Source organism: Abiotrophia defectiva ATCC 49176, assembly GCF_000160075.2.
GTDB lineage: Bacteria > Bacillota > Bacilli > Lactobacillales > Aerococcaceae > Abiotrophia > Abiotrophia defectiva.
The window spans coordinates 1,544,923-1,563,313 of sequence record NZ_KI535340.1; the positions used below are offsets into that span (position 1 = coordinate 1,544,923).

Consider the following 18,391-nt stretch of genomic DNA (forward strand, 5'->3'; position numbering starts at 1 on the left):
GAATCAGCCTGACCCCATCAGTCCACAGGCCGATTTAATCGGCAAAAAACCCGTTCTTGACGTAAGAACGGGTCCTAAGACGCTGGTTATTTCTTGACGTAAATTGATTTGAGATAAAGGCTACCAATGCCATCAATCTTACATGCAATGTCGTGACCATCAACAGGCTCATCAATCAAACGGATATTTTTAGCCTTGGTCCCTTGTTTAATCGTTGTCGTTGCATTCAACTTAAGGTCCTTAATGACCGTGACACTGTCACCATTCTCAAGTTGATTGCCATTGGCATCGCGAATAATCCCAGCTTCAGCACGAGCTACTTCGTCTTCCTGGGTCCATTCATGGGCACACATTGGGCAGACAAAGAGCTGGCCATCTTCGTAGGTATATTCAGAATCACATTGCGGGCAATTTGGTAATTTAGACATCTTCTTCCTCCTTTTTGCTTAGTCTCAGTATAGCAGAATCAGCTAAGAGGAATCAAGAAGATTTTAGTAACTAGCGCTTAACAAAGGCTAGAATCTCTTCTGGACTTAGGGAGCTGTCACACTTAACGTGAACCCCTTCATTGTCTGAAAAGAGGAAACCTGGTACAGTTGGCACTTGCCATTGATCGCGTAATTGTTGCACTTGGCTCAAAGTTTCTGGATTTTGTGAGTGCAGATAGGCCACTTTTAAGCCAGCTTCTTGTGCCAATGGGCTAAGTTTAGCCACAAAACGACGACAGTATGGGCAGCTTTCACGGCCAATAAAGAGGATGCCACCATCTTTGGCGTCCATCAATGCCTTGGCTTCTTCAGGGCTAACCGCTTGGAATACTTTGACTTGTTCTAGGTAGTTTGCTACTTCATTCATGAATTAATCACTCCTTTGCTTTTTACCCTTTTATTATACGATTTTTCTGGCCTATCACAAAATGCTTTGCTTAGTCAAAATGAATGTCTTTGAGTTTCTTGCGTTCACGGTAACGACGGTAGAGATAGACCGCCACAATAATAGCGGCTAAGCCACAAAGTGCCAAGGCTAAGGTCATGTAAAAGGCTTGCTCGCCTGTATCGGGTAACTTGACACTGCCCTTGCCTTTATCTTGACTGTTCTCATTGGCTTGATCTGAATTGGCACTGGCTTTAGCTTCTTTTTTAGATTGGCGAGAGGGAGCTTGGTGCTTGGACTTGCTCTTATGATTCGCGTTCTTGGCTTGCCGTTTATTAAGTCGCTCCTTAAGTCGCTTTAGTGTCTCGGGATTATTATCCGCTGATGATTCAGAACTAGACTCTGACTGGCTTTGACTTGAGTTTGAGGTTTCTTGATGCCCTTGACTGCTTGAGTCTCTTATCTGTCTATCATAATCGGACGGTGTCCAATCTCTAGTAGAATTATGATAGTTGCTATCACCCAACTCACTTTCTGAACTGTTGGCCTCAGGATGTACTGACATCAACTCTGGTACAGTTAGGAAGGAATCATCTTCTATGTCAACTGCTTGCCAACTTTGACTGGCTTCATGATAGCGGACTAAATGTAATTGATAACGATCCACCAAGGCTTGTAATTTTCCTTGGGCTTCTGCTCCATAGTGGTGGGCGTTAAGATAGTCGGCTAAACCTTGTTTAAGAGCTTGGAAAACTTCTTGGTTAATGGATGTCAGATAACGATACTGGCCGATTTTGAGTTGGTAGACTTGATCAAACTTCGCTTGCAATGTCGCCTTATCACCTGATTGGTAGTAGTGACGCAAGGCAAGATTAGCCAAAATTTCTACGTCAAAGAGCGATAGTTCCTGCGCATACTGATAATAGGTCTCCCCTTCTGGCGAAAGATGTAAATCCTGTTTGCCCTCCAATTGCTTGTTAACCTCGTCCATATTGCTAGTTTCTGGTGAAAATAAAGTCTCAATTTCTTGGTACTTAAGCTTCTGATAGGCTAAGGGAACAATCTGCTTAAGCACTTGATTAACCTGCACCAAATAGTCGGCCAAGGTCTCGCTAGCGGGATTAAGTGGTAGGCTGTCGGCACTGACATAATGACTGGAATAAGGATAAAGCAAACAAGCATTTAGGGCTGTTTTGTTGGATTTAGATTGCTCTAATTGGTCTTCTTTTTGATGACGCTCATAATCCAAATTGGCCATCTCTGATTTGATTCGCTCTAGGTCAGCCTGTTTTTCTTGTTGCTCAGTCTGAGCACTCGTTAAGGCTTCTTGCAGACTAGCCACTTGAGGCTGATTGGCTAAAGTGGCTGCCTGCTGGTCTTCACTCGCTTGAGCTAATTCAGGATTTTCTTTTACTAAGGCTTGATAAGCACTATCTAGGGCTTGATCTAGCTGATCATGTAGGGATTTGACTTGATCGTCAAGCTTGGCTAACTCAGCCTGGACTTGCTTAGCTTGTGCTTCTAGGCTAGCTAAATCGGATTCTTGCTCCCGCATCTGACTGGCTAAGTCTTGGGAACTGCTAGTGTCATTTTCGTCTGCTTGAGTCATTTGACGGATTAGGCGGACGCAAGTCGAGGCCTCAACTGGTGTTTTATTAACAGATTGAGATAAAACATAGGCTGATTGTGCCCCTACTTGACTGGCTAGCATGATGACTAGCAGTGAGCCAGTTGTCAGGACAGCTTTTATTTTTGATTTCATACTACTCCCCTCCTTATATAAATACCCCAAACAGGCTATTTTTATCCGAAAAATCAGCATAAAAAAAGAAAAGCCCATCCTAGCAGGCTTTTCTTTTATATAAAATATGTATTTTAATCCAAATAGTCCACGACTTGGACCTTGTTAGTAAAGCGCGTCATACGCTGACGGATTTCGTCCATGAGGGCTTGGCCATTGGCAATATTGTATTTTTGCCAGTCAGCTAGTGGCACAACCAGGTATTCAGAAGACTCTGGCAGGCCAATATTATATGTTGGCATAAAGCGCATGCTATCCAAAACAACCTTACCGTCGTCTAACTTACGGTAGGTAAATTCTGTGATGCCCCCCACCTTGGTTGCTGCCTCATACTGGCCGGTCAGGAAGTTACCATGTGAGAAGAGACCGGCTTGCGATTCATTATAGTAGATAAAAGGCTCTAAAACGTGTGGATGGCCGCCTAAGACGAAGTTGGCGCCAGCATCACGAGCCAATTGATGGGTCGCAATCTGGTCTGCTGTCGGCATGGTCTCATACTCTTCCCCATTTTGAATAATAACAACTGAGACATCCACCTTGCTATTCAAGTCTTTAATCTCTAGTGGCATGAGTTCCTTATCAATCAAAGTTGCTAAGTACTGCTGATTCTGAGGACGTTCCAAACCATTAAGGCCATAAGCATAGGCCAAAAAGCCAACCTTAATACCGTTTCGTTCAATGATGCGAGGCGTATTATAGTCCTCCCAGCTCTCATAAGAACCCACATACATCATATCCCGTTGTTTGAGGGCTTTAATGGAAGCTAATACCCCCTGTGCCCCCATATCCATGGTATGGTTGGACACATTGTTGACAATATCTACCCCAACATTTTTAAGGCTGTCAACAATCTGTGACGGTGCATTGAAGAAGGGATAGGTCCCTAAGCCGACAGATTCCCCTGCCACAATGGTTTCCATATTGGCTACAGTGATATCAGCATTTTCTAAGTAGGATTTGACTGGTGCTAACATGCTATCAAAATTATAGCCATTAGCAGTTCGCGCCCGTTCATAGACAAAGTCATGTAAGAGAATATCGCCAATAGCTCGTACGCGTACAGTTTGGCCTCCTTGGCTCGACTCACTATTTTGCTCAAGAGACTGCATTGCTGACTCATTTTTATCAATGTTCATTTGAGCCTGAACCAATGACTGAGGTGTCCATAAGGTCAATAGGCTCAAAGCTAAAAGAAGTTTGCGCTTGATCTTAAACTTGATCGCTTGATGTGATGGCTGATTACTTAGCTGCATAGGCGATTCCTCTCTTATTCTTGGATAGTAAATTTCCCCTTATCGTTAACATAGTTTGGGATGGACCAGATACCCTTCTTAGCATTCTTAGCTTGCTTTTGCGCCTGTCTCAAGGTCTTTTCTTGACTATTGTTAGGGGGATTGACATAGGAAACCGAAGCCAAACCTTCCTTGACTAATTCCAGGGAAACTAGTTTGTCATCTGCATAGACATAGGCAAGTGCCCGGTCATAATCATCAGCATAGGGACCCTTGTCAAACTCAAGTCTTACTTGCTTGGCATTGGTCAGTAATTCTTGGTTGCGATGGGCTGCGTCTTTGCCGTATGGTTGAGGCTTAAGACCTTCCTTAACTGATTCTGGCGTGTCAATCATCAGATAACGAGTCCGGAATTCGTGGCCATTCAATGAAAGCACGACCGTATCCCCGTCTACAATGCGGACAAAGTTAACCGGTATTTTTTGGCCCTTTGGCAAGACCTGATAGTTGGTCCCAGTAAAGGCCTTGATATCAATCTGGTCGCTAGTAGAGCCAGAATTTTGCGCTCTTTGACTAGACTCAGGGCTATGGCTCTGGTCCTTAGGGCTATCCTGGCCACCCGGACGGAAATACCAGATTAGCACCAGAATTAAGAGGCCAATGACTAAGCGAATCCAATCTTTAGCTGTGTAGTCTTTAAAGTTCATACATCCTCCTAGGGGCTTACGATTTTTTGCATATGATGGTAATCATGGCCTGAAAACGATACTTTGTCGCTGACTTCAAAGCCTAAGCGATGGTAAAGTGCTTTGGCTCTGGGATTGACTAAATCGCAATTAAGCCCTAAAACTGTACCTGGCGTGTGTATAGTATCTAGATGCTTAATAAGGGAGCTCGCGATTCCCAATCCTCTTGCCTCAGGGGCCACGACTAGCATATCAATGTACCATTCGTCATCGCGACTTTCGCGAGTCAGGACGAAATCTCCTAAGTCTGGGTGATCACCAAATTGCTGCTCTATGAGACGATCATAAGCGGGTTCTAGATTGCCAGGGTAACCTAAGATTAAGCCCTGGATCTGACCTGTATCCCTAGATTCATAAACCCAGCAATTTTGGTAAGTGTACTTTTGTTTAGGATCTATGAGATGTTCTAGCATGGCTTGCTTGAAGGTCTTATCATCTAAGGTCACATAGGGTTCAAATTCCATATCTTGCCAGATAATGGCCATCAAATCATAGAGAAGAGGCACATCACTGGCCTGAGCTGGTCGTATCATCGGGCACTTCCTAACATTTAGAAAAATTGAAAAACAAGCCCAAACCAAGGGCCTGAACTTGTTCTAGTGCTTAAAATTCGTAGGTCGCATCTTCGGACGGAATCCGTCTTACTTCAACCTTAGTCCCTGATTGCGCCTGACTAGTTAGCCAATCCATTTCCTCTTGGCTTAAGGAAGTAGAGGCCGCAATATGGCGTTTACCAGGTGACATATCCAAGTTACCAATATTGATATAGGGAATTTTGATTCCAGCAGCGACTATGCTTTGCAAGTCACGTATGTTTTCAAAAATTAGTAAGATCTTTTTATCTGAAGATAAGTTTGGAAGCTTATCAATGGCTCCTTGCAAGCTATAGTAGCGTGTAGGGTAATCATCTGGCACGGCCATATCTAGCAAGCCCTGCTGAACCTTATTTTGCGCAAGGGCATCGTTAATCACAATGATTGTATTGATTTCGAGTTTACTGCACCATCGAACTGAAATCTGACCATGGATGAGTCGATTATCAACTCTGGCCATTTCGATTGTTGGCATTGAGAATTCCTTCCTCTCATGACTAAATACTTTCTACAAACAATAGTATAATGCTATTTAGCGCCAGTTACAACTCTATTGACTGAATCTTAGCCATTTTTAATTTATCCTTTTTAACTTTTAGGACATTTTTAGTGATTAATAACCAAAATTGAGGTATACTAAAAGAGTAAATGCCCGAAAAAACAAAGGGGTGAACCTATGTATATTAAGACGTCTGCCTTTGCTCATGCTGACTATTTTGATTCCCTCACTAATTTTGACATGGATGGTCAGAAGCACCATAAGAAGTCCTTGACTATTAATCGCCAGAAGTCAGATAGTTTTCTTAAGTTTCCTGATACGGTGACCATTACTGCTAAAAGCGGGATTGCTCTCATTATTATGACCCATAATCCCTATCTAGTAGATACCTATCAGGAGTTTGTTCTTCAAGGCTCTATCGAGCTGCATGCCAACATCTGTTTTAATATTCTCTCTATTACGGATGAATGTAGTATTATTTTAGAGCCGCGCTTTAATCACCAACCAGAATTAGTACCTGCTAAACAAGCCCTTAAGGTGCGGGATTTTGTAGAAGAGATTAAAATTGAGAAAGTTTATGGCTTTTTCTACCAGGTTAAGACAGCGCCCTATCGCTTCAGTAATGACCAACACGACTATTTTGAGATGACCATTGTCGACCAAGGCGAACTAGTCCACGAAGTTGACGGAGTCAAGCACACGGCCAAGCGCCACGATTGTATGCTCTACTATCCTAAGCAGCGTCATAGTCAAATGGTTAAACGCGACGGTGTGTCCACCTATCTATCCATTATGTTTCAGGCTAGTGGCATTAGTCCCGAGCTCAAGAATAAGATTGTCCACCTCAGCAATCACTATACCCAGGTCATCGAAAAAATGGTTGAGCTATCCAATCATCCTGGGGCGCCATTCTATGCTGATGAAATGATTACGCTCTTTAAGTCGGTCATTATCCAGATGCTTAAGAGCGATCAGGCTTTTTATGATGAGCCCAGCACTTCTATGCGCGAGAATTACGAGAATGAGCTATTCCAATCCATCGTGGATTATCTTCACCATCATGTGGAAGCTGAGAACCAGGTTAATGATTTGGTCAATCACTTCAATTTATCTCGCTCTACCCTACAGCTACTATTTAAAAAGTACGCCAATATGACGCCTAAAAACTATATTAACCAGCTTCGACTCAAACGTAGCAAGCTCTTAATTAAGGAATCAAAATTAACCCTATCTGAGATTGCTGAAACTTTGGGCTACGGCTCGCTCCAGTATTTCTCTCGAGTTTTTACCCAAGAGTACGGTATGAGTCCATCCCATTACGCCAAACAACTCCTCAAATAAAGATAAAAGCCCCGCCTGTCTCCAACTTTGGACTAGGCGGGTCTTTTATTATAAGTCTTAAGCTAGTTTTTCTAGCATGTCTGGACGGAAACCAAAGAATGGTTCGATGCCGTCAGCTACTACAACAGGCAAGGATTGGAAGCCAAGTGCTTGGACACGAGCTAGGGCCTCGCTATCTTGCATAACGTCTACTGCAGTGTATTCTAGATTGTGTTGATCTAAGAAACGCTTAGTAAAATCGCATTGCATACAGTTTGGTTTGGAATATACCGTAATTTTGTTCATGAGTAGGATCCCCCCTTCGAATTTACTTTACTATCATAACCCGATTGGAAGAAAAAGGCAATCTATATCTAGTGAAAATTTTTGGTTTAATAAATTTTACCTACTATATATAGTGTCGCCTCACGAACATTCCCCGATATAAGTCAAGTAAACGTTCAGTCATTTTTTGAGAAGTCAATAATCATTTTTAGTGATTAAGCTCAAAATCATCCTCAATTACATGGTAAATGAAAGGTTTTAGTGGAAAACGATGACCTAGTTCAGAATTTTGAGTGATCAGTGTCTTAGTCATACTACTAAGATAGTCCACTAAAATTGGTCGCTGCCCCCTATCGTCTAATTCATTGAATTGTCCCAGACAAATTTCGCCTAAATCATCCAAGTTAACTAGCTGACTAAGCTGTACGATTAGGGACTGAATTCGTTCTAAGGAACCAGAACTAGCTTCTAGGTATAAGCGTCGCCCCACTATCTCTTGTGGCCAAAAGCTAGTACCAGCTAGTTTGAGAAAACAACGAATATTCCCACCAAAGGCTTCCAAATGGTTTTCAAACTTATTTTGCAAGAAGGACTCAAAATTGGCACGCGAGGCAGTATCTAACACCAAGGCCAGAGGAAAGAAATTCACTGGCAGAATCATGTCATGAGCCAAACAGGCATTAAGCATCACGCTATTGTCACTGTAACCCATATAATAGACAGGCTTGTCGCGCTTTAAGTGTTGGAAAAATGCTTCCGGTAAAGCCGCTAGGGTCTGATTAGCTAAGTCCCCACCTGTTAAATCCATAATCCAGTCGACCTCAGAATCCGCTAGAGCCTGAGCTAAATAGTCAGCTCTTTGCGGAGCTGAGCAGTGATCACCTGTTTTCTCATCTAGCCAAATGCTAGGCCTAACCGAAACCTTGGCACCATATTGATGGGACAGAAGCTTGACTAAGGCATCCAGATTGTCTTGTGCTTGCAGGGTCTTGGCTTTACCATTAGAACATCCTAAAAGCACTACGTGGCGACCTGTTAAGAGTTTCATAAGCATTTCCTTTCCTTAGAAACTAGCTTGGGCTTCAGCCTCAATCAAGTCTTCCAGATGGCGATAAAGGACAGGCGCCGTTAAAGTCTTGACTTCATTTTGGTCATAGATATGTTGAATCTGCCCCTTGTGCATGAGCAAAATACGGTCGCAATATTGAATGGCATCAGGTAACTGATGCGTAATCATCAGCGCCGTCAAGCCTTCCTTCTCGATCAAGTCAGAGGTCATTTGCATAACCTGACGGGAGGTACGCGGATCCAAAGCAGCCGTATGCTCATCTAAGAGTAAGAGTTCTGGTCTTTTAAGGGTTGCCATGATTAAGGCGATGGCTTGGCGTTGACCACCAGATAGGGCTTCAATTGGCACATTTAAGCGATTTTCTAGCTCCAAATGGAATTGAGCCAGTAAATTTCTCATGGCCTCATAATTATCCTTGGTAAGTGACCGCTTAAAGCCAGGTTTTTGCCCCCGCCTAGAGGCTAGCATAAGATTCTCGAAGACCGTCATACGTGGGGCAGTCCCCATACGAGGATCTTGGAAAATGCGGCTAATGAGGGCTGCATTTTTGCTTTCAGCTTGGTTACTAATGACTTGGCCATTTAGTAGAATACTACCTGAGGTTACAGGTGTATGGCCAGTCAAGCAGTTAAGTAAGGTAGACTTTCCTGCCCCGTTAGTCCCAATAATTCCCAGTATTTCGCCCTTTTTGACTTGGAAAGAAATATCGCTCAATACCTGTAAAGGACTATCCTGCATGCGATAGAAGGTCTTGCTAATAGCTTGTACATCGAGTTGTATGGTCATAATCCAATCCCCCTATCCTAATTTTTTAGCTTGGATTTTCTTGCGCATCGCTGGCAAGGCCAAGAAAATGGCTAAGACTAAGGCTGAAATCAAGCGGAAGTCAGATGGCAAGAAGCCTAGCTTGAGCACGGCTACCAAGAGCAAGCGATATAGGACGGAACCCAAAACAATAGCACCGAGGCGCATGGTGAGGGTCAGTTGCTTGAAGAGCATTTCCCCAATAATGATGGAAGAAAGTGCGATAATCACGGTTCCAGTCCCCATGTCCACATCAGCATAACCATTTTGTTGGGCAATTAAAGCTCCGCTCATCGCAATAATTCCGTTGGAAGCCATGAGGGCTAAGCATTTCATTAACTTAACCGAAATCCCCAAACTGTGAGCCATGACTTCATTATCACCAGAAGCCACCATTGACTGGCCCAAATCAGTCTTAAAGAAGTAGCCAAGCAATAGAATAACAATCAAGGTCAGAATAATACCCACCAGGAAAATTCGACTGGTAGAATCTGCTAATAGGTTAGTTAATAAATCATAAAGAGTCTTAACCTGGCGCAAACTCAAGTTGGCCCGTTCCATAATACGTAGGTTGATAGAATAAAAGGCCGTTAAGGTAATAATTCCCGCTAAGAGGGATGGGATTTCGAAATAGGTCATCAAAAGCCCAGTGACCAAACCTGTCAGCATCCCTGCCACAAAAGCAGTGATCAGGGACAAGACAGGGTGCAAGCCTAGGGTTAAGGTTTTGACTGCGACTGCCGCCCCAACCGCGAAGGAAGCTTCACTGGTCAGATCGGCAAAGTTCAGAATACGAAAGGTAATGTAAAGCCCAATCCCCATGAGGCTGTATAGCAGCCCCTGAGCGATGGCACTATAATAAATTCCCATATAGAAATTACTCCTTACTTAAGTCCTTAAATTGAGAGCTTAGGTCGCTTGGTAATTTAATGCCTAGCTTCTCTACAGTTTGCCCGTTGTAGACTTTGACTGTCTCCTTGGCAAATTCGATTGGTAAATCAGAAATCTTGGTACCATCAATAATTTTGAGACCTAAATCTGCTGACTGCTTACCAATATTCGTTTGGCTGATGGCGACTGACAAGAGGGCCCCTTCTTTAACTGCCTTCTCGTAAGTTGGAAGAACCGGAATCTTGGCCTTGTCAGTAACATCTAGCAGTGTGCTAATTGAACTCGCAATGGTGTTATCCGTTGGAATGAAGATAGCTTGGCTCTTGCTTGCCAATTCTTCAGCAACTAAAGCCATGTCATTAGTTGAGTCAATGGTCTTGACTTCCACCTTGTAGCCTAATTTTTCAGCAATAGCTTTGGCTTTTTCTACTTCAGCCTTGGCATTGTCTTCGCTAGTAGTGTACATCATCCCAATGGTTTTAACATCTAAGTCAAGAGACTTAAATTGCTTGAAGAGGTCTTCTAAAGGTGCAAAGTCACTAACCCCAGTGATATTCGCGTCTGTCTTGTCTAAGGCTGTCACTAATTTAGCGCTGACAGGATCCGTGATACCAGCTAAAACGATAGGAATTTTGTTAGTAGCTTGTTGTAAGGATTGTGCCACTGGAGTAGTAATAGCAAAGATTAAATCCGGTTCCTTAGCCACTACTTCTTCTGAAATGTTATGAAGTAGATTCATGTCCCCTTCTGCATTTTGAAAGTCGATTTCAAGGTTATCCCCTTCCTTGTAGCCATGGCTAGCGAGAGATTCCTTAATCCCACTGGTAATTTCATCCAAAGATGGATGGGTCACAAGTTGAACGATGGCAACTTTTAATTTGGCAGGTGCTGCATGCGCCACTAGGCCTTGGCCAGCAATAAGAATTAAAGCAAAGAATAGTGCGACAAATTTAACTACTTTTTTCATAATAAATCTCCTTTTTCTAATCAGAATTAGTTAGCAACAAAAAATCCGACGCCAGCTATGCGTCGGATTAGAAGTCCTATCTAAAAACCTCTGGATCATCTACGCATAGTCTTGACTCAGTGTCTATGCAGTAAACAGAGGTGTTAGGCTACATAGATACAGCAGTATGTTAAACTGGGCTGTATCCATTGGAAATGTTCCAAGTCTACAACCTATCTATGCCAGAATTGCCAGTATTTTGTTGCTTGTGTTTGACTTTGAAACATTTGCCTCAACCTTTCATTATTTTATAATCCTAGTTTAACCTTGTTTACAAGCAGTGTCAAGACTAATTCAGAAAAAAATTTAATCTTTGATTTCCATAGCTTCAACGGCTTCCGAACTTGGCGTTACGCTCAAGGTTTTCTGACCCTCATAGATGACATAACCAGGTTTAGCACCATTTGGCTTTCGAAGATGCTTGACCTGCAAGTAGTCTACTGGAACATTGGCTGACTGCTGAAATTTAGAATAATAAGCTGCTAGCATGGCCGCTTCTGTTAGGGTTGTATCTGAAGGCTGGTCAGATTCAATAATGACATGTGAACCAGGAATATTCTTAGCATGTAGCCACCAGAAGTTCTTATTGGCCTGTTTCAAGCTGAGCTGATCATTCTGAAGATTATTGCGCCCTACTAAGATTCGGGTCCCATCACTTGCTTGATAAAGCCGAGGGCCCAAGCCCTTCTCCTGACGACGTTTTTTGAGATTTTGTTGCTTGGCACTTAGGTAGCCTTGCTCAGCTAATTCTAGCCGTATTTGTGCTACATCCTGGAGGTCAGCACGGCTAAGCTGTACTTGCACTGACTCCAAATAAGCGATTTCTTCTTGCGCAAGTTGACGTTGAAGCGCAATATGCTTGAGCGCATCGCGGTACTTGGTATAACGCTTGAAATAGGCTTGACTATTCTCAATAGCTGTCTTGCGAGGATCCAATTCTATCTCGATGACTTGATCATTATCATAATAATTTGGTAAAGCAACCTGAGTCTGCCCTTTTTGGATTTGATAGGCGTAGGCAGAGAGCAATTCCCCTTTGATGCGATAGCTTTCTGATTCAGAAGCCACAGCTTGATCTTTATCCAAATTAGCCAGTTTAAGTTGGTTACGGTCGATTAAGTACTGTAAACGTTGGTTTAAATCTCCCGTCATTTGCTTAATACGGTCCAGTCGAACACGCTCTGCATAATAGAAAGCAATCAAGCCTGACAATGTCTCATGGGCTATCCATTGGCCAGCGACAGCAGGCAAAGGCGTCATATAAAAATCAGGTTTATCAGCCTCCAAGAAATAGGCTCCTCCGGCATCCACAGTCTGGCAGAAATCAGCTAGCAGCTTATCCCAACTTGCTCCTTCTTGGACTTGAGCCAAGAAGGATTGACTAGCCAGTCGACCCAGTCCTTGTATGCGAGCTTGGACCTGCCCTGGGCTTGTTGCACTTGCTAAGTGTTCTGCTAATTCTGTTCTTTCTGCTTGGCTGAGCTTAAACAAGTTAACTTGATGCTCATCTTGAGGTGGCCGACGATAGTCAGCGCCAGGTTGCAACAAACGATAGGAATTTAAGGCCATTGGGACGTGCTTAAGACAGTCAATAACATTAACCAGGATAACATTAGAATGTCGCCCCATTAGTTCAATAATCAAGCGATAGACCTGGCTATCCCCCAACTCATCTCGTCCCGTAAAATGCAGCTCAAGAATCCGGTCGTTCTCAACTTGTTGAATATCCAGCAAAACGGCTTGTTCTAAATGTTTACGCAAGAGCATGCAGAACATTGGCGCGTGTTCAGGGTTAGAGGGACGCTCATCCGTCAAATGTAGGCGATAGTATTGAGGATGGATAGAAACCAGAAGACGGAAATTTTGGCGTTGTGATCGAACGACTAGCTGCAATTCTTGCTCAAAGGGTTGATAAATTTTAGCAACTTTCCCTCCTATCAAGTGAGCACCTAGCTCCTTAACCAAGGCATGAGTTAGAAAACCATCAAAACTCATTCAATCACATCCTTCCTTAAATCTTGAATAAAAGAACAGCGCCTTAAGCACTGTTCTTAGTATGAGTCACTTAAACTACTGCTCAGCCACCATTTGCTCTAGCACCTTGAAGAGCTCTTCGCGAGGGACAGAACCTTGCCCGCGCTTGATAATTTCGCCTTTGGCGTTGAGAATATAGGTAGTTGGTAGGCTTACTGCATTAAAAGCAATTTGGTTCTGACGTTGATCGTCATAATAAATTGGTAAGTCAGTCAAGCCAGCCTCTTTCAGATAGGCTTGTGCCTTCTCTGCTGTTTCGTCCGGATGACTACCGGTTGCATTAATCATAACGAAATTTACTTTATCGCCGTATTGACGGTAGGCTTCTAGAAAATAAGGCATCTCTTCCCGACAAGGTGGGCACCAAGAAGCCCAAATATTGATAATAGTTGGTTTGCCAAATTTTGATGACAAAGCAATGGTATTGCCCAATTCATCTAGCAATTTAGTATCAGGTGCAGATGGTCCCTTACGTTCAGGTTTATTTACCCCACGCACAGCCTGACTACTAGACGATGTAGAACTAGCAGTCTCACTAGAAGACGAATCTGCCTTGGCAACTTGTGAGCTAGATGCCTCAGATGAGTTAGTAGACACGGCTACTGAAGCTGATTCTTGATTGGATTGGTTGGCTAGCCAGATACTAGCCCCAACCACTATTAAACCTAAGACAAGTAATACTGGATAAAGTAATTTCTTAATTTTGTTCATAAAAGCTCCCTTTCGGCAGATAACTAGCGAGCTGCATAGCTATCAGTTAATGGTGGTACAATTTGTTTTTTACGTGATACTACCCCTGGCAGTTCTAGTTGTTGGTCCACTACCTTCTGACCAAAAGCGGCTTCCAAAGCAGATACATCTTGGCCTACAACTAACCCAAAGGAGTTACTATCTAAGACGTCTGTGACTACTAAGAGAAAGAGTTCATAGCCTTTTGCCTCAACTTCCGCTTGCATAGCCTTTAATAAGGCTTCTTTACGAGCCAAGAGATCAGAAAAACCAATGGCATTGACTTGGGCAATCCGTACTTGGTGGCCATTCATGTCAAAGCTCTTAGCATCTAAGTTGAGTAAGGTTTCTTCGGATTTGCTTGCTAAGTTAGTCCCAGCCTTCAATAAATCCAAACCATAGACTTGTGCATCAACACCCGCCAATGTTGCTAAAGCTTGTGCTGCATCTACATCTTCTGGCGTGCAAGTTGGTGATTTGAAGAGTAAGCTATCTGAGATAATAGCAGACAGCATGAGACCAGCAATTTGCGCTGGAATTTCAATCCCTGCTTCGCCAAACATCTTGTAAAGGACAGTAGCAGTACAGCCGATTGGCTCACAACGATAGTATAATGGTTGTGCAGACTCAAAACCAATCCGGTGGTGGTCAATGACGTAGTCTACTGTTAACTCAGCTAAATCATCAATAGACTGGCTGGCTTCATTATGGTCCACTAGGGCCACGTGGGCACCAGTTCCTGCCGCTGATTCAATCACACGAGGTGCTTGAGCCTTGAAGTAGTCAAGGGCAAAAGCCGTTTCCTCATTAGGTGTACCAAGTGTCACCGCCTCAGCTTGGTGGCCTTTTTGATTGAGGTAGTAGGCAAAAGCAATAGCAGATGCAATGGTGTCAGTGTCTGGATTTTTATGTCCGAAAACTAAATATTGGGTCATGTCAGTGGATCCTCCTATAAGATAATTACTGCCTTAATTTTAACATGTAACTGGGAAAAATTATAGCCCCAAAGAGGTCCAGGCAAAGTCCCTCATACCCTTTTATTTTACGCTTTCACAACTCTTTTAGCAAATTTTCCGCCTATGACTTGTGCACAAAAATAAATAGCCTCTAGTGATAGAAAATCACTAAAGGCTATTTTAATCTTTAGGCTGTTAGATAACCGCGATAAGAGGCGGTTTCTAGAATACGCTTGGCATTTTCCACCCGATCTGGTGTTGGAGGTTCAATCCCCGCCAACCGGTACTTAATCCCCAGGGCTTCGTACTTGTAAACCCCTAACTTATGATAAGGTAAGACTTCAAATTTCAAGACGTTCTTAAGCGTCTTAACGAAGGCGCTGAGCCGAATTAAATATTCATCAAAGTCAGTCCGTTCAGGTACCAAGACATGGCGAATCCATACTGGTTGACCAATATCCGATAAATAGTGAGCCAAATCCAGAATGTTCTCATTTGGCTGACCAGTCAACTTACGGTGGCCATCTGAATCAATATGCTTAAGGTCCAATAGAATTAAATCCGTGTACTTAAGTAGCTCATTGAATTTACTAAAGAATGGCTCCTTACGGGTGAAGGGCCCACCACATGAGTCTAGGGTAGTATGGATCCCGTTAGCTTTACAGATTTTAAAGTATTCAATAATGAAGTCAATCTGTAAGAGAGGTTCTCCCCCACTGACCGTAACGCCACCCTTCTTACCCCAGAAATCTTGGTATTGAACGGCCTCGTCAAAGAGTTGTTGCGGCGTATAGTCATGTCCCCCACGCGTCGCCCAAGTATCAGGGTTGTGGCAAAATTCGCAACGTAGGCGGCAGCCCTGCATGAAGGTAATAAATCGAATGCCTGGGCCATCCACGGACCCAAAACTTTCGGTTGAATGGACATGACCAATTACTTGTGTTGTGGCTGTGTTCCCAAATTGCATTGCATTTATCTCCTTACCTATCGCTATATAAAGGGCAAAAGCGACGAGTCGCCCCGTCACTTTTCCCAGTCAAGACGTGACTATTACATTTGGCTATGCATAGTCCGGTTGATAACGTCTAATTGTTGTTCACGAGTCAACTTAATGAAGTTAACGGCGTAACCAGATACCCGAATGGTTAATTGTGGGTAGTTCTCTGGGTGTTCCATCGCATCCACTAAGGTGTCACGATTGAATACGTTGATGTTGAGGTGGTGACCACCTTTTTTAGAGTAACCATCCAACATGTTGGATAAGTTTTCTTGTTGCACATCTTCTTCCTTCCCTAAGGCACGTGGGATGATGGAGAAGGTGTTAGAAATACCGTCTAATGCGTAAGAGTATGGTACTTTCGCAACAGATGATAAGGAAGCCAAAGCCCCGTGAGTGTCACGACCGTGCATTGGGTTAGCACCTGGTGCAAATGGTTGACCTGCGCGACGACCATCAGGTGTGTTACCAGTCTTCTTACCATATACAACGTTAGAAGTGATGGTTAAGATAGAAGTAGTATGTTGCGCATTGCGGTAGGTTGGGTGCTTCTTAACTTTAGTCATGAAGCGTTTCAAGAGATCAACCGCCAATGTATCTACGCGGTCATCGTTGTTCCCATATTTAGGGAAGTCGCCTTCTACTTCAAAGTCAACTACAACGCCGTTTTCGTCACGGACAGTCTTAACTTTGCCGTATTTGATAGCAGACAAGGAGTCAGCCGCAACAGAGAATCCAGCGATACCTGTCGCCATAGTACGGTGAATGTAGGTATCTTGAACCGCCATTTGAATGCGTTCATAGCTGTACTTGTCGTGCATGTAGTGGATACAGTTGAGGGCATTGACATAAAGACCTGCCAACCATTCCATCATATCATCATATTTTTCCATTACTTCATCAAAGTCTAGGTATTCAGAAGTGACTGGTTGGAACTTAGGACCTACTTGGGCTTTAGATTTTTCGTCGATACCACCGTTGATTGCGTATAGCAAGCACTTAGCTAAGTTAGCACGAGCGCCGAAGAATTGCATTTGTTTACCAACACGCATTGCAGATACACAGCAGGCAATGGCATAGTCATCACCATATTGTGGACGCATTACTTCGTCGTTTTCGTATTGAATAGCTGAAGATTCGATAGACATCTTAGCTGCAAAGGTCTTGAAGCCATCAGTTAACTGTGGTGACCAGAGAACCGTTAAGTTTGGTTCTGGTGCTGGACCTAAGTTAGATAAGGTGTGGAGGTAACGGAAGGAGTTCTTAGTTACCAATGGACGACCATCCAAGCCAACACCGGCAATGGATTCAGTTACCCAGGTTGGGTCCCCAGAGAAGAGTTCGTTATATTCAGGTGTACGCATGAATTTAACTAAACGTAACTTCATGATGAAGTGGTCAACCAATTCTTGCGCTTCTTCTTCTGTCAAAGTGCCATTGCGTAAGTCACGTTCTACATAGATGTCTAAGAAGGTAGAAGTGCGACCCAAGGACATAGCTGCCCCGTTTTGTTCTTTGATAGCTGCTAAGTATGCTAAGTAAAGCCATTGGAAAGCTTCTTTAGCAGTAGTGGCTGGTTTAGAAATATCAAAGCCGTAGATTTCCCCTAATTTCTTAAGGTCTTTCAATGAACGATATTGTTCTGACAATTCTTCACGCAATTGTAAGATGTCATTAGTCATAACATCGCAACCGATGTTGTTGTAGTCTTTGAGTTTTTCTTCCATCAAGCGGTCAACACCGTAGAGGGCAACACGACGGTAGTCACCGATGATACGGCCACGACCGTAAGCATCTGGTAAACCAGTGATGATCCCAGATTTACGAGCTGCACGCATTTCTGGCGTATAAACATCAAATACACCTTGGTTATGCGTTTTGCGGTATTCAGTAAAGATGTGAGAAACTTCTGGATCAACATGGAAGCCATAAGATTCAGCCGCTTTCTCAGACATACGAATCCCACCAAATGGTTGCAAACCACGTTTGAATGGTTTGTCAGTTTGGAAACCAACCACTTGTTCCTTGTCTTTATCTAAGTAACCAGGACCGTGAGAAGTGATGGTAGATACAACAGAAGTATCAGTGTCTAAGACACCACCCGCTTCACGTTCTTGCTTGTTTAAGTCCATTACTTGGGCCCATAAGTCTTTGGTAGCTTGGGTAGGACCTGCTAAGAAACTATCGTCTCCTTCATAGAGGGTATAGTTTTGTTGGATGAAATCGCGCACGTCGATTTCTTCCTGCCATTTTTTACCTTTAAAGCCTTGCCATTGTTCCATAGATATCCTCCTTAACTGAATTGTAAACTATCTAGTACAACAACTTTTATATGTTCATTATAACACTCACATTTTAAAATGCAAGCCCTTTAGCTCAGAAACATAAAGTTAAATATCTTGTTATATCAAGGTTTACACCGGTTTCACAAAGTCGCGCAGATTGTGCAAAAGTTTGTGAAATATCTATCCTGTACTAATTCTGTTTGGCCTAAATTTGTCATCTGTATTAGTACATTTGCTTCTTTCCCTGATCTGATACGTTTTCTTTTTCTTA

At 43.1% G+C, this 18,391-nt stretch carries 18 protein-coding genes; 1 reads left to right on the forward strand and 17 read right to left on the reverse strand.

The window, feature by feature from the left end; genetic code table 11:
* Positions 1-86: 86 nt before the first annotated feature.
* The 7 genes from GCWU000182_RS07225 to GCWU000182_RS07255 all read right to left on the reverse strand — a co-directional run bounded on the left by GCWU000182_RS07225 (position 87) and on the right by GCWU000182_RS07255 (position 5,720).
* Positions 87-428 (reverse strand): zinc ribbon domain-containing protein YjdM, encoded by a 342-nt coding sequence (locus GCWU000182_RS07225; RefSeq protein ID WP_035364310.1) that lies wholly within the window; start codon positions 426-428, stop codon positions 87-89.
* Positions 429-498: 70 nt separating this feature from the next.
* Positions 499-855 (reverse strand): conjugal transfer protein TraF, encoded by a 357-nt coding sequence (gene traF, locus GCWU000182_RS07230; protein ID WP_023392164.1) that lies wholly within the window; start codon positions 853-855, stop codon positions 499-501.
* Between the two features lie 70 nt (positions 856-925).
* On the reverse strand, positions 926-2,635 hold the full coding sequence (locus GCWU000182_RS07235) for a hypothetical protein (protein WP_035364312.1): 1,710 nt from the start codon (positions 2,633-2,635) through the stop codon (positions 926-928).
* A 113-nt stretch (positions 2,636-2,748) separates the two neighbouring features.
* The gene (locus GCWU000182_RS07240) at positions 2,749-3,927 is read right to left on the reverse strand and encodes a CapA family protein (RefSeq protein WP_023392166.1); all 1,179 of its coding nucleotides are present in this window, start codon (positions 3,925-3,927) and stop codon (positions 2,749-2,751) included.
* Between the two features lie 14 nt (positions 3,928-3,941).
* Positions 3,942-4,613 carry a thermonuclease family protein gene (locus GCWU000182_RS07245; protein WP_023392167.1) on the reverse strand — a complete coding sequence of 224 codons (672 nt, stop codon included), beginning with the start codon at positions 4,611-4,613 and terminating at the stop codon, positions 3,942-3,944.
* A gap of 8 nt (positions 4,614-4,621) precedes the next feature.
* Complete coding sequence (locus GCWU000182_RS09695; RefSeq protein ID WP_023392168.1) at positions 4,622-5,185, reverse strand: GNAT family N-acetyltransferase; 564 nt, start codon at positions 5,183-5,185, stop codon at positions 4,622-4,624.
* A gap of 70 nt (positions 5,186-5,255) precedes the next feature.
* The gene (locus tag GCWU000182_RS07255) at positions 5,256-5,720 is read right to left on the reverse strand and encodes a PTS sugar transporter subunit IIB (protein WP_023392169.1); all 465 of its coding nucleotides are present in this window, start codon (positions 5,718-5,720) and stop codon (positions 5,256-5,258) included.
* Between the two features lie 201 nt (positions 5,721-5,921).
* On the opposite strand from GCWU000182_RS07255, the gene GCWU000182_RS07260 reads away from it, so the two are divergent.
* Positions 5,922-7,085, forward strand: a complete 1,164-nt coding sequence (locus GCWU000182_RS07260; RefSeq protein ID WP_023392170.1) for a helix-turn-helix transcriptional regulator — start codon at positions 5,922-5,924, stop codon at positions 7,083-7,085.
* Between the two features lie 57 nt (positions 7,086-7,142).
* On the opposite strand, the gene nrdH is transcribed toward GCWU000182_RS07260, so the two are convergent.
* From nrdH to pflB, 10 genes are all read right to left on the reverse strand, one after another.
* Positions 7,143-7,370, reverse strand: a complete 228-nt coding sequence (gene nrdH, locus GCWU000182_RS07265; protein WP_023392171.1) for a glutaredoxin-like protein NrdH — start codon at positions 7,368-7,370, stop codon at positions 7,143-7,145.
* Between the two features lie 187 nt (positions 7,371-7,557).
* Positions 7,558-8,397, reverse strand: coding sequence for an LD-carboxypeptidase (locus tag GCWU000182_RS07270; protein ID WP_035364315.1), 840 nt, complete (start codon positions 8,395-8,397; stop codon positions 7,558-7,560).
* A 15-nt stretch (positions 8,398-8,412) separates the two neighbouring features.
* Entirely contained in the window at positions 8,413-9,204 is a 792-nt protein-coding gene (locus GCWU000182_RS07275) for an ABC transporter ATP-binding protein (protein WP_023392173.1), read from the reverse strand.
* 12 nt (positions 9,205-9,216) lie between these two features.
* Positions 9,217-10,092 (reverse strand): ABC transporter permease, encoded by an 876-nt coding sequence (locus tag GCWU000182_RS07280; RefSeq protein ID WP_023392174.1) that lies wholly within the window; start codon positions 10,090-10,092, stop codon positions 9,217-9,219.
* A 7-nt stretch (positions 10,093-10,099) separates the two neighbouring features.
* The gene (locus tag GCWU000182_RS07285; protein ID WP_023392175.1) at positions 10,100-11,080 is read right to left on the reverse strand and encodes an ABC transporter substrate-binding protein; all 981 of its coding nucleotides are present in this window, start codon (positions 11,078-11,080) and stop codon (positions 10,100-10,102) included.
* Positions 11,081-11,425: 345 nt separating this feature from the next.
* On the reverse strand, positions 11,426-13,114 hold the full coding sequence (locus GCWU000182_RS07290) for an Rqc2 family fibronectin-binding protein (protein ID WP_023392176.1): 1,689 nt from the start codon (positions 13,112-13,114) through the stop codon (positions 11,426-11,428).
* 75 nt (positions 13,115-13,189) lie between these two features.
* Positions 13,190-13,864: a TlpA family protein disulfide reductase gene (locus GCWU000182_RS09700; protein ID WP_023392177.1), complete on the reverse strand. Its 675-nt coding sequence runs from the start codon at positions 13,862-13,864 to the stop codon at positions 13,190-13,192.
* 23 nt (positions 13,865-13,887) lie between these two features.
* Positions 13,888-14,817, reverse strand: a complete 930-nt coding sequence (locus GCWU000182_RS07300) for a manganese-dependent inorganic pyrophosphatase (protein ID WP_023392178.1) — start codon at positions 14,815-14,817, stop codon at positions 13,888-13,890.
* A 208-nt stretch (positions 14,818-15,025) separates the two neighbouring features.
* Positions 15,026-15,805 carry a pyruvate formate-lyase-activating protein gene (pflA, locus tag GCWU000182_RS07305; RefSeq protein ID WP_035364318.1) on the reverse strand — a complete coding sequence of 260 codons (780 nt, stop codon included), beginning with the start codon at positions 15,803-15,805 and terminating at the stop codon, positions 15,026-15,028.
* Positions 15,806-15,888: 83 nt separating this feature from the next.
* Entirely contained in the window at positions 15,889-18,117 is a 2,229-nt protein-coding gene (gene pflB / locus GCWU000182_RS07310) for a formate C-acetyltransferase (protein WP_023392180.1), read from the reverse strand.
* Between the last annotated feature and the right edge of the window lie 274 nt (positions 18,118-18,391).

Coding starts and splice junctions, on each gene's coding strand:
- pflA (WP_035364318.1), bottom strand. CDS start 15,805: ATGCAATTTGGGAACACAGCCACAACACAAGTAATTGGTCATGTCCAT.
- nrdH (WP_023392171.1), bottom strand. CDS start 7,370: ATGAACAAAATTACGGTATATTCCAAACCAAACTGTATGCAATGCGAT.
- pflB (WP_023392180.1), bottom strand. CDS start 18,117: ATGGAACAATGGCAAGGCTTTAAAGGTAAAAAATGGCAGGAAGAAATC.
- GCWU000182_RS07280 (WP_023392174.1), bottom strand. CDS start 10,092: ATGGGAATTTATTATAGTGCCATCGCTCAGGGGCTGCTATACAGCCTC.
- GCWU000182_RS07270 (WP_035364315.1), bottom strand. CDS start 8,397: ATGAAACTCTTAACAGGTCGCCACGTAGTGCTTTTAGGATGTTCTAAT.
- GCWU000182_RS07235 (WP_035364312.1), bottom strand. CDS start 2,635: ATGAAATCAAAAATAAAAGCTGTCCTGACAACTGGCTCACTGCTAGTC.
- GCWU000182_RS07255 (WP_023392169.1), bottom strand. CDS start 5,720: ATGCCAACAATCGAAATGGCCAGAGTTGATAATCGACTCATCCATGGT.
- GCWU000182_RS07245 (WP_023392167.1), bottom strand. CDS start 4,613: ATGAACTTTAAAGACTACACAGCTAAAGATTGGATTCGCTTAGTCATT.
- GCWU000182_RS09695 (WP_023392168.1), bottom strand. CDS start 5,185: ATGATACGACCAGCTCAGGCCAGTGATGTGCCTCTTCTCTATGATTTG.
- GCWU000182_RS07275 (WP_023392173.1), bottom strand. CDS start 9,204: ATGACCATACAACTCGATGTACAAGCTATTAGCAAGACCTTCTATCGC.
- GCWU000182_RS07225 (WP_035364310.1), bottom strand. CDS start 428: ATGTCTAAATTACCAAATTGCCCGCAATGTGATTCTGAATATACCTAC.
- GCWU000182_RS07285 (WP_023392175.1), bottom strand. CDS start 11,080: ATGAAAAAAGTAGTTAAATTTGTCGCACTATTCTTTGCTTTAATTCTT.
- GCWU000182_RS09700 (WP_023392177.1), bottom strand. CDS start 13,864: ATGAACAAAATTAAGAAATTACTTTATCCAGTATTACTTGTCTTAGGT.
- GCWU000182_RS07290 (WP_023392176.1), bottom strand. CDS start 13,114: ATGAGTTTTGATGGTTTTCTAACTCATGCCTTGGTTAAGGAGCTAGGT.
- GCWU000182_RS07240 (WP_023392166.1), bottom strand. CDS start 3,927: ATGCAGCTAAGTAATCAGCCATCACATCAAGCGATCAAGTTTAAGATC.
- GCWU000182_RS07300 (WP_023392178.1), bottom strand. CDS start 14,817: ATGACCCAATATTTAGTTTTCGGACATAAAAATCCAGACACTGACACC.
- GCWU000182_RS07260 (WP_023392170.1), top strand. CDS start 5,922: ATGTATATTAAGACGTCTGCCTTTGCTCATGCTGACTATTTTGATTCC.
- traF (WP_023392164.1), bottom strand. CDS start 855: ATGAATGAAGTAGCAAACTACCTAGAACAAGTCAAAGTATTCCAAGCG.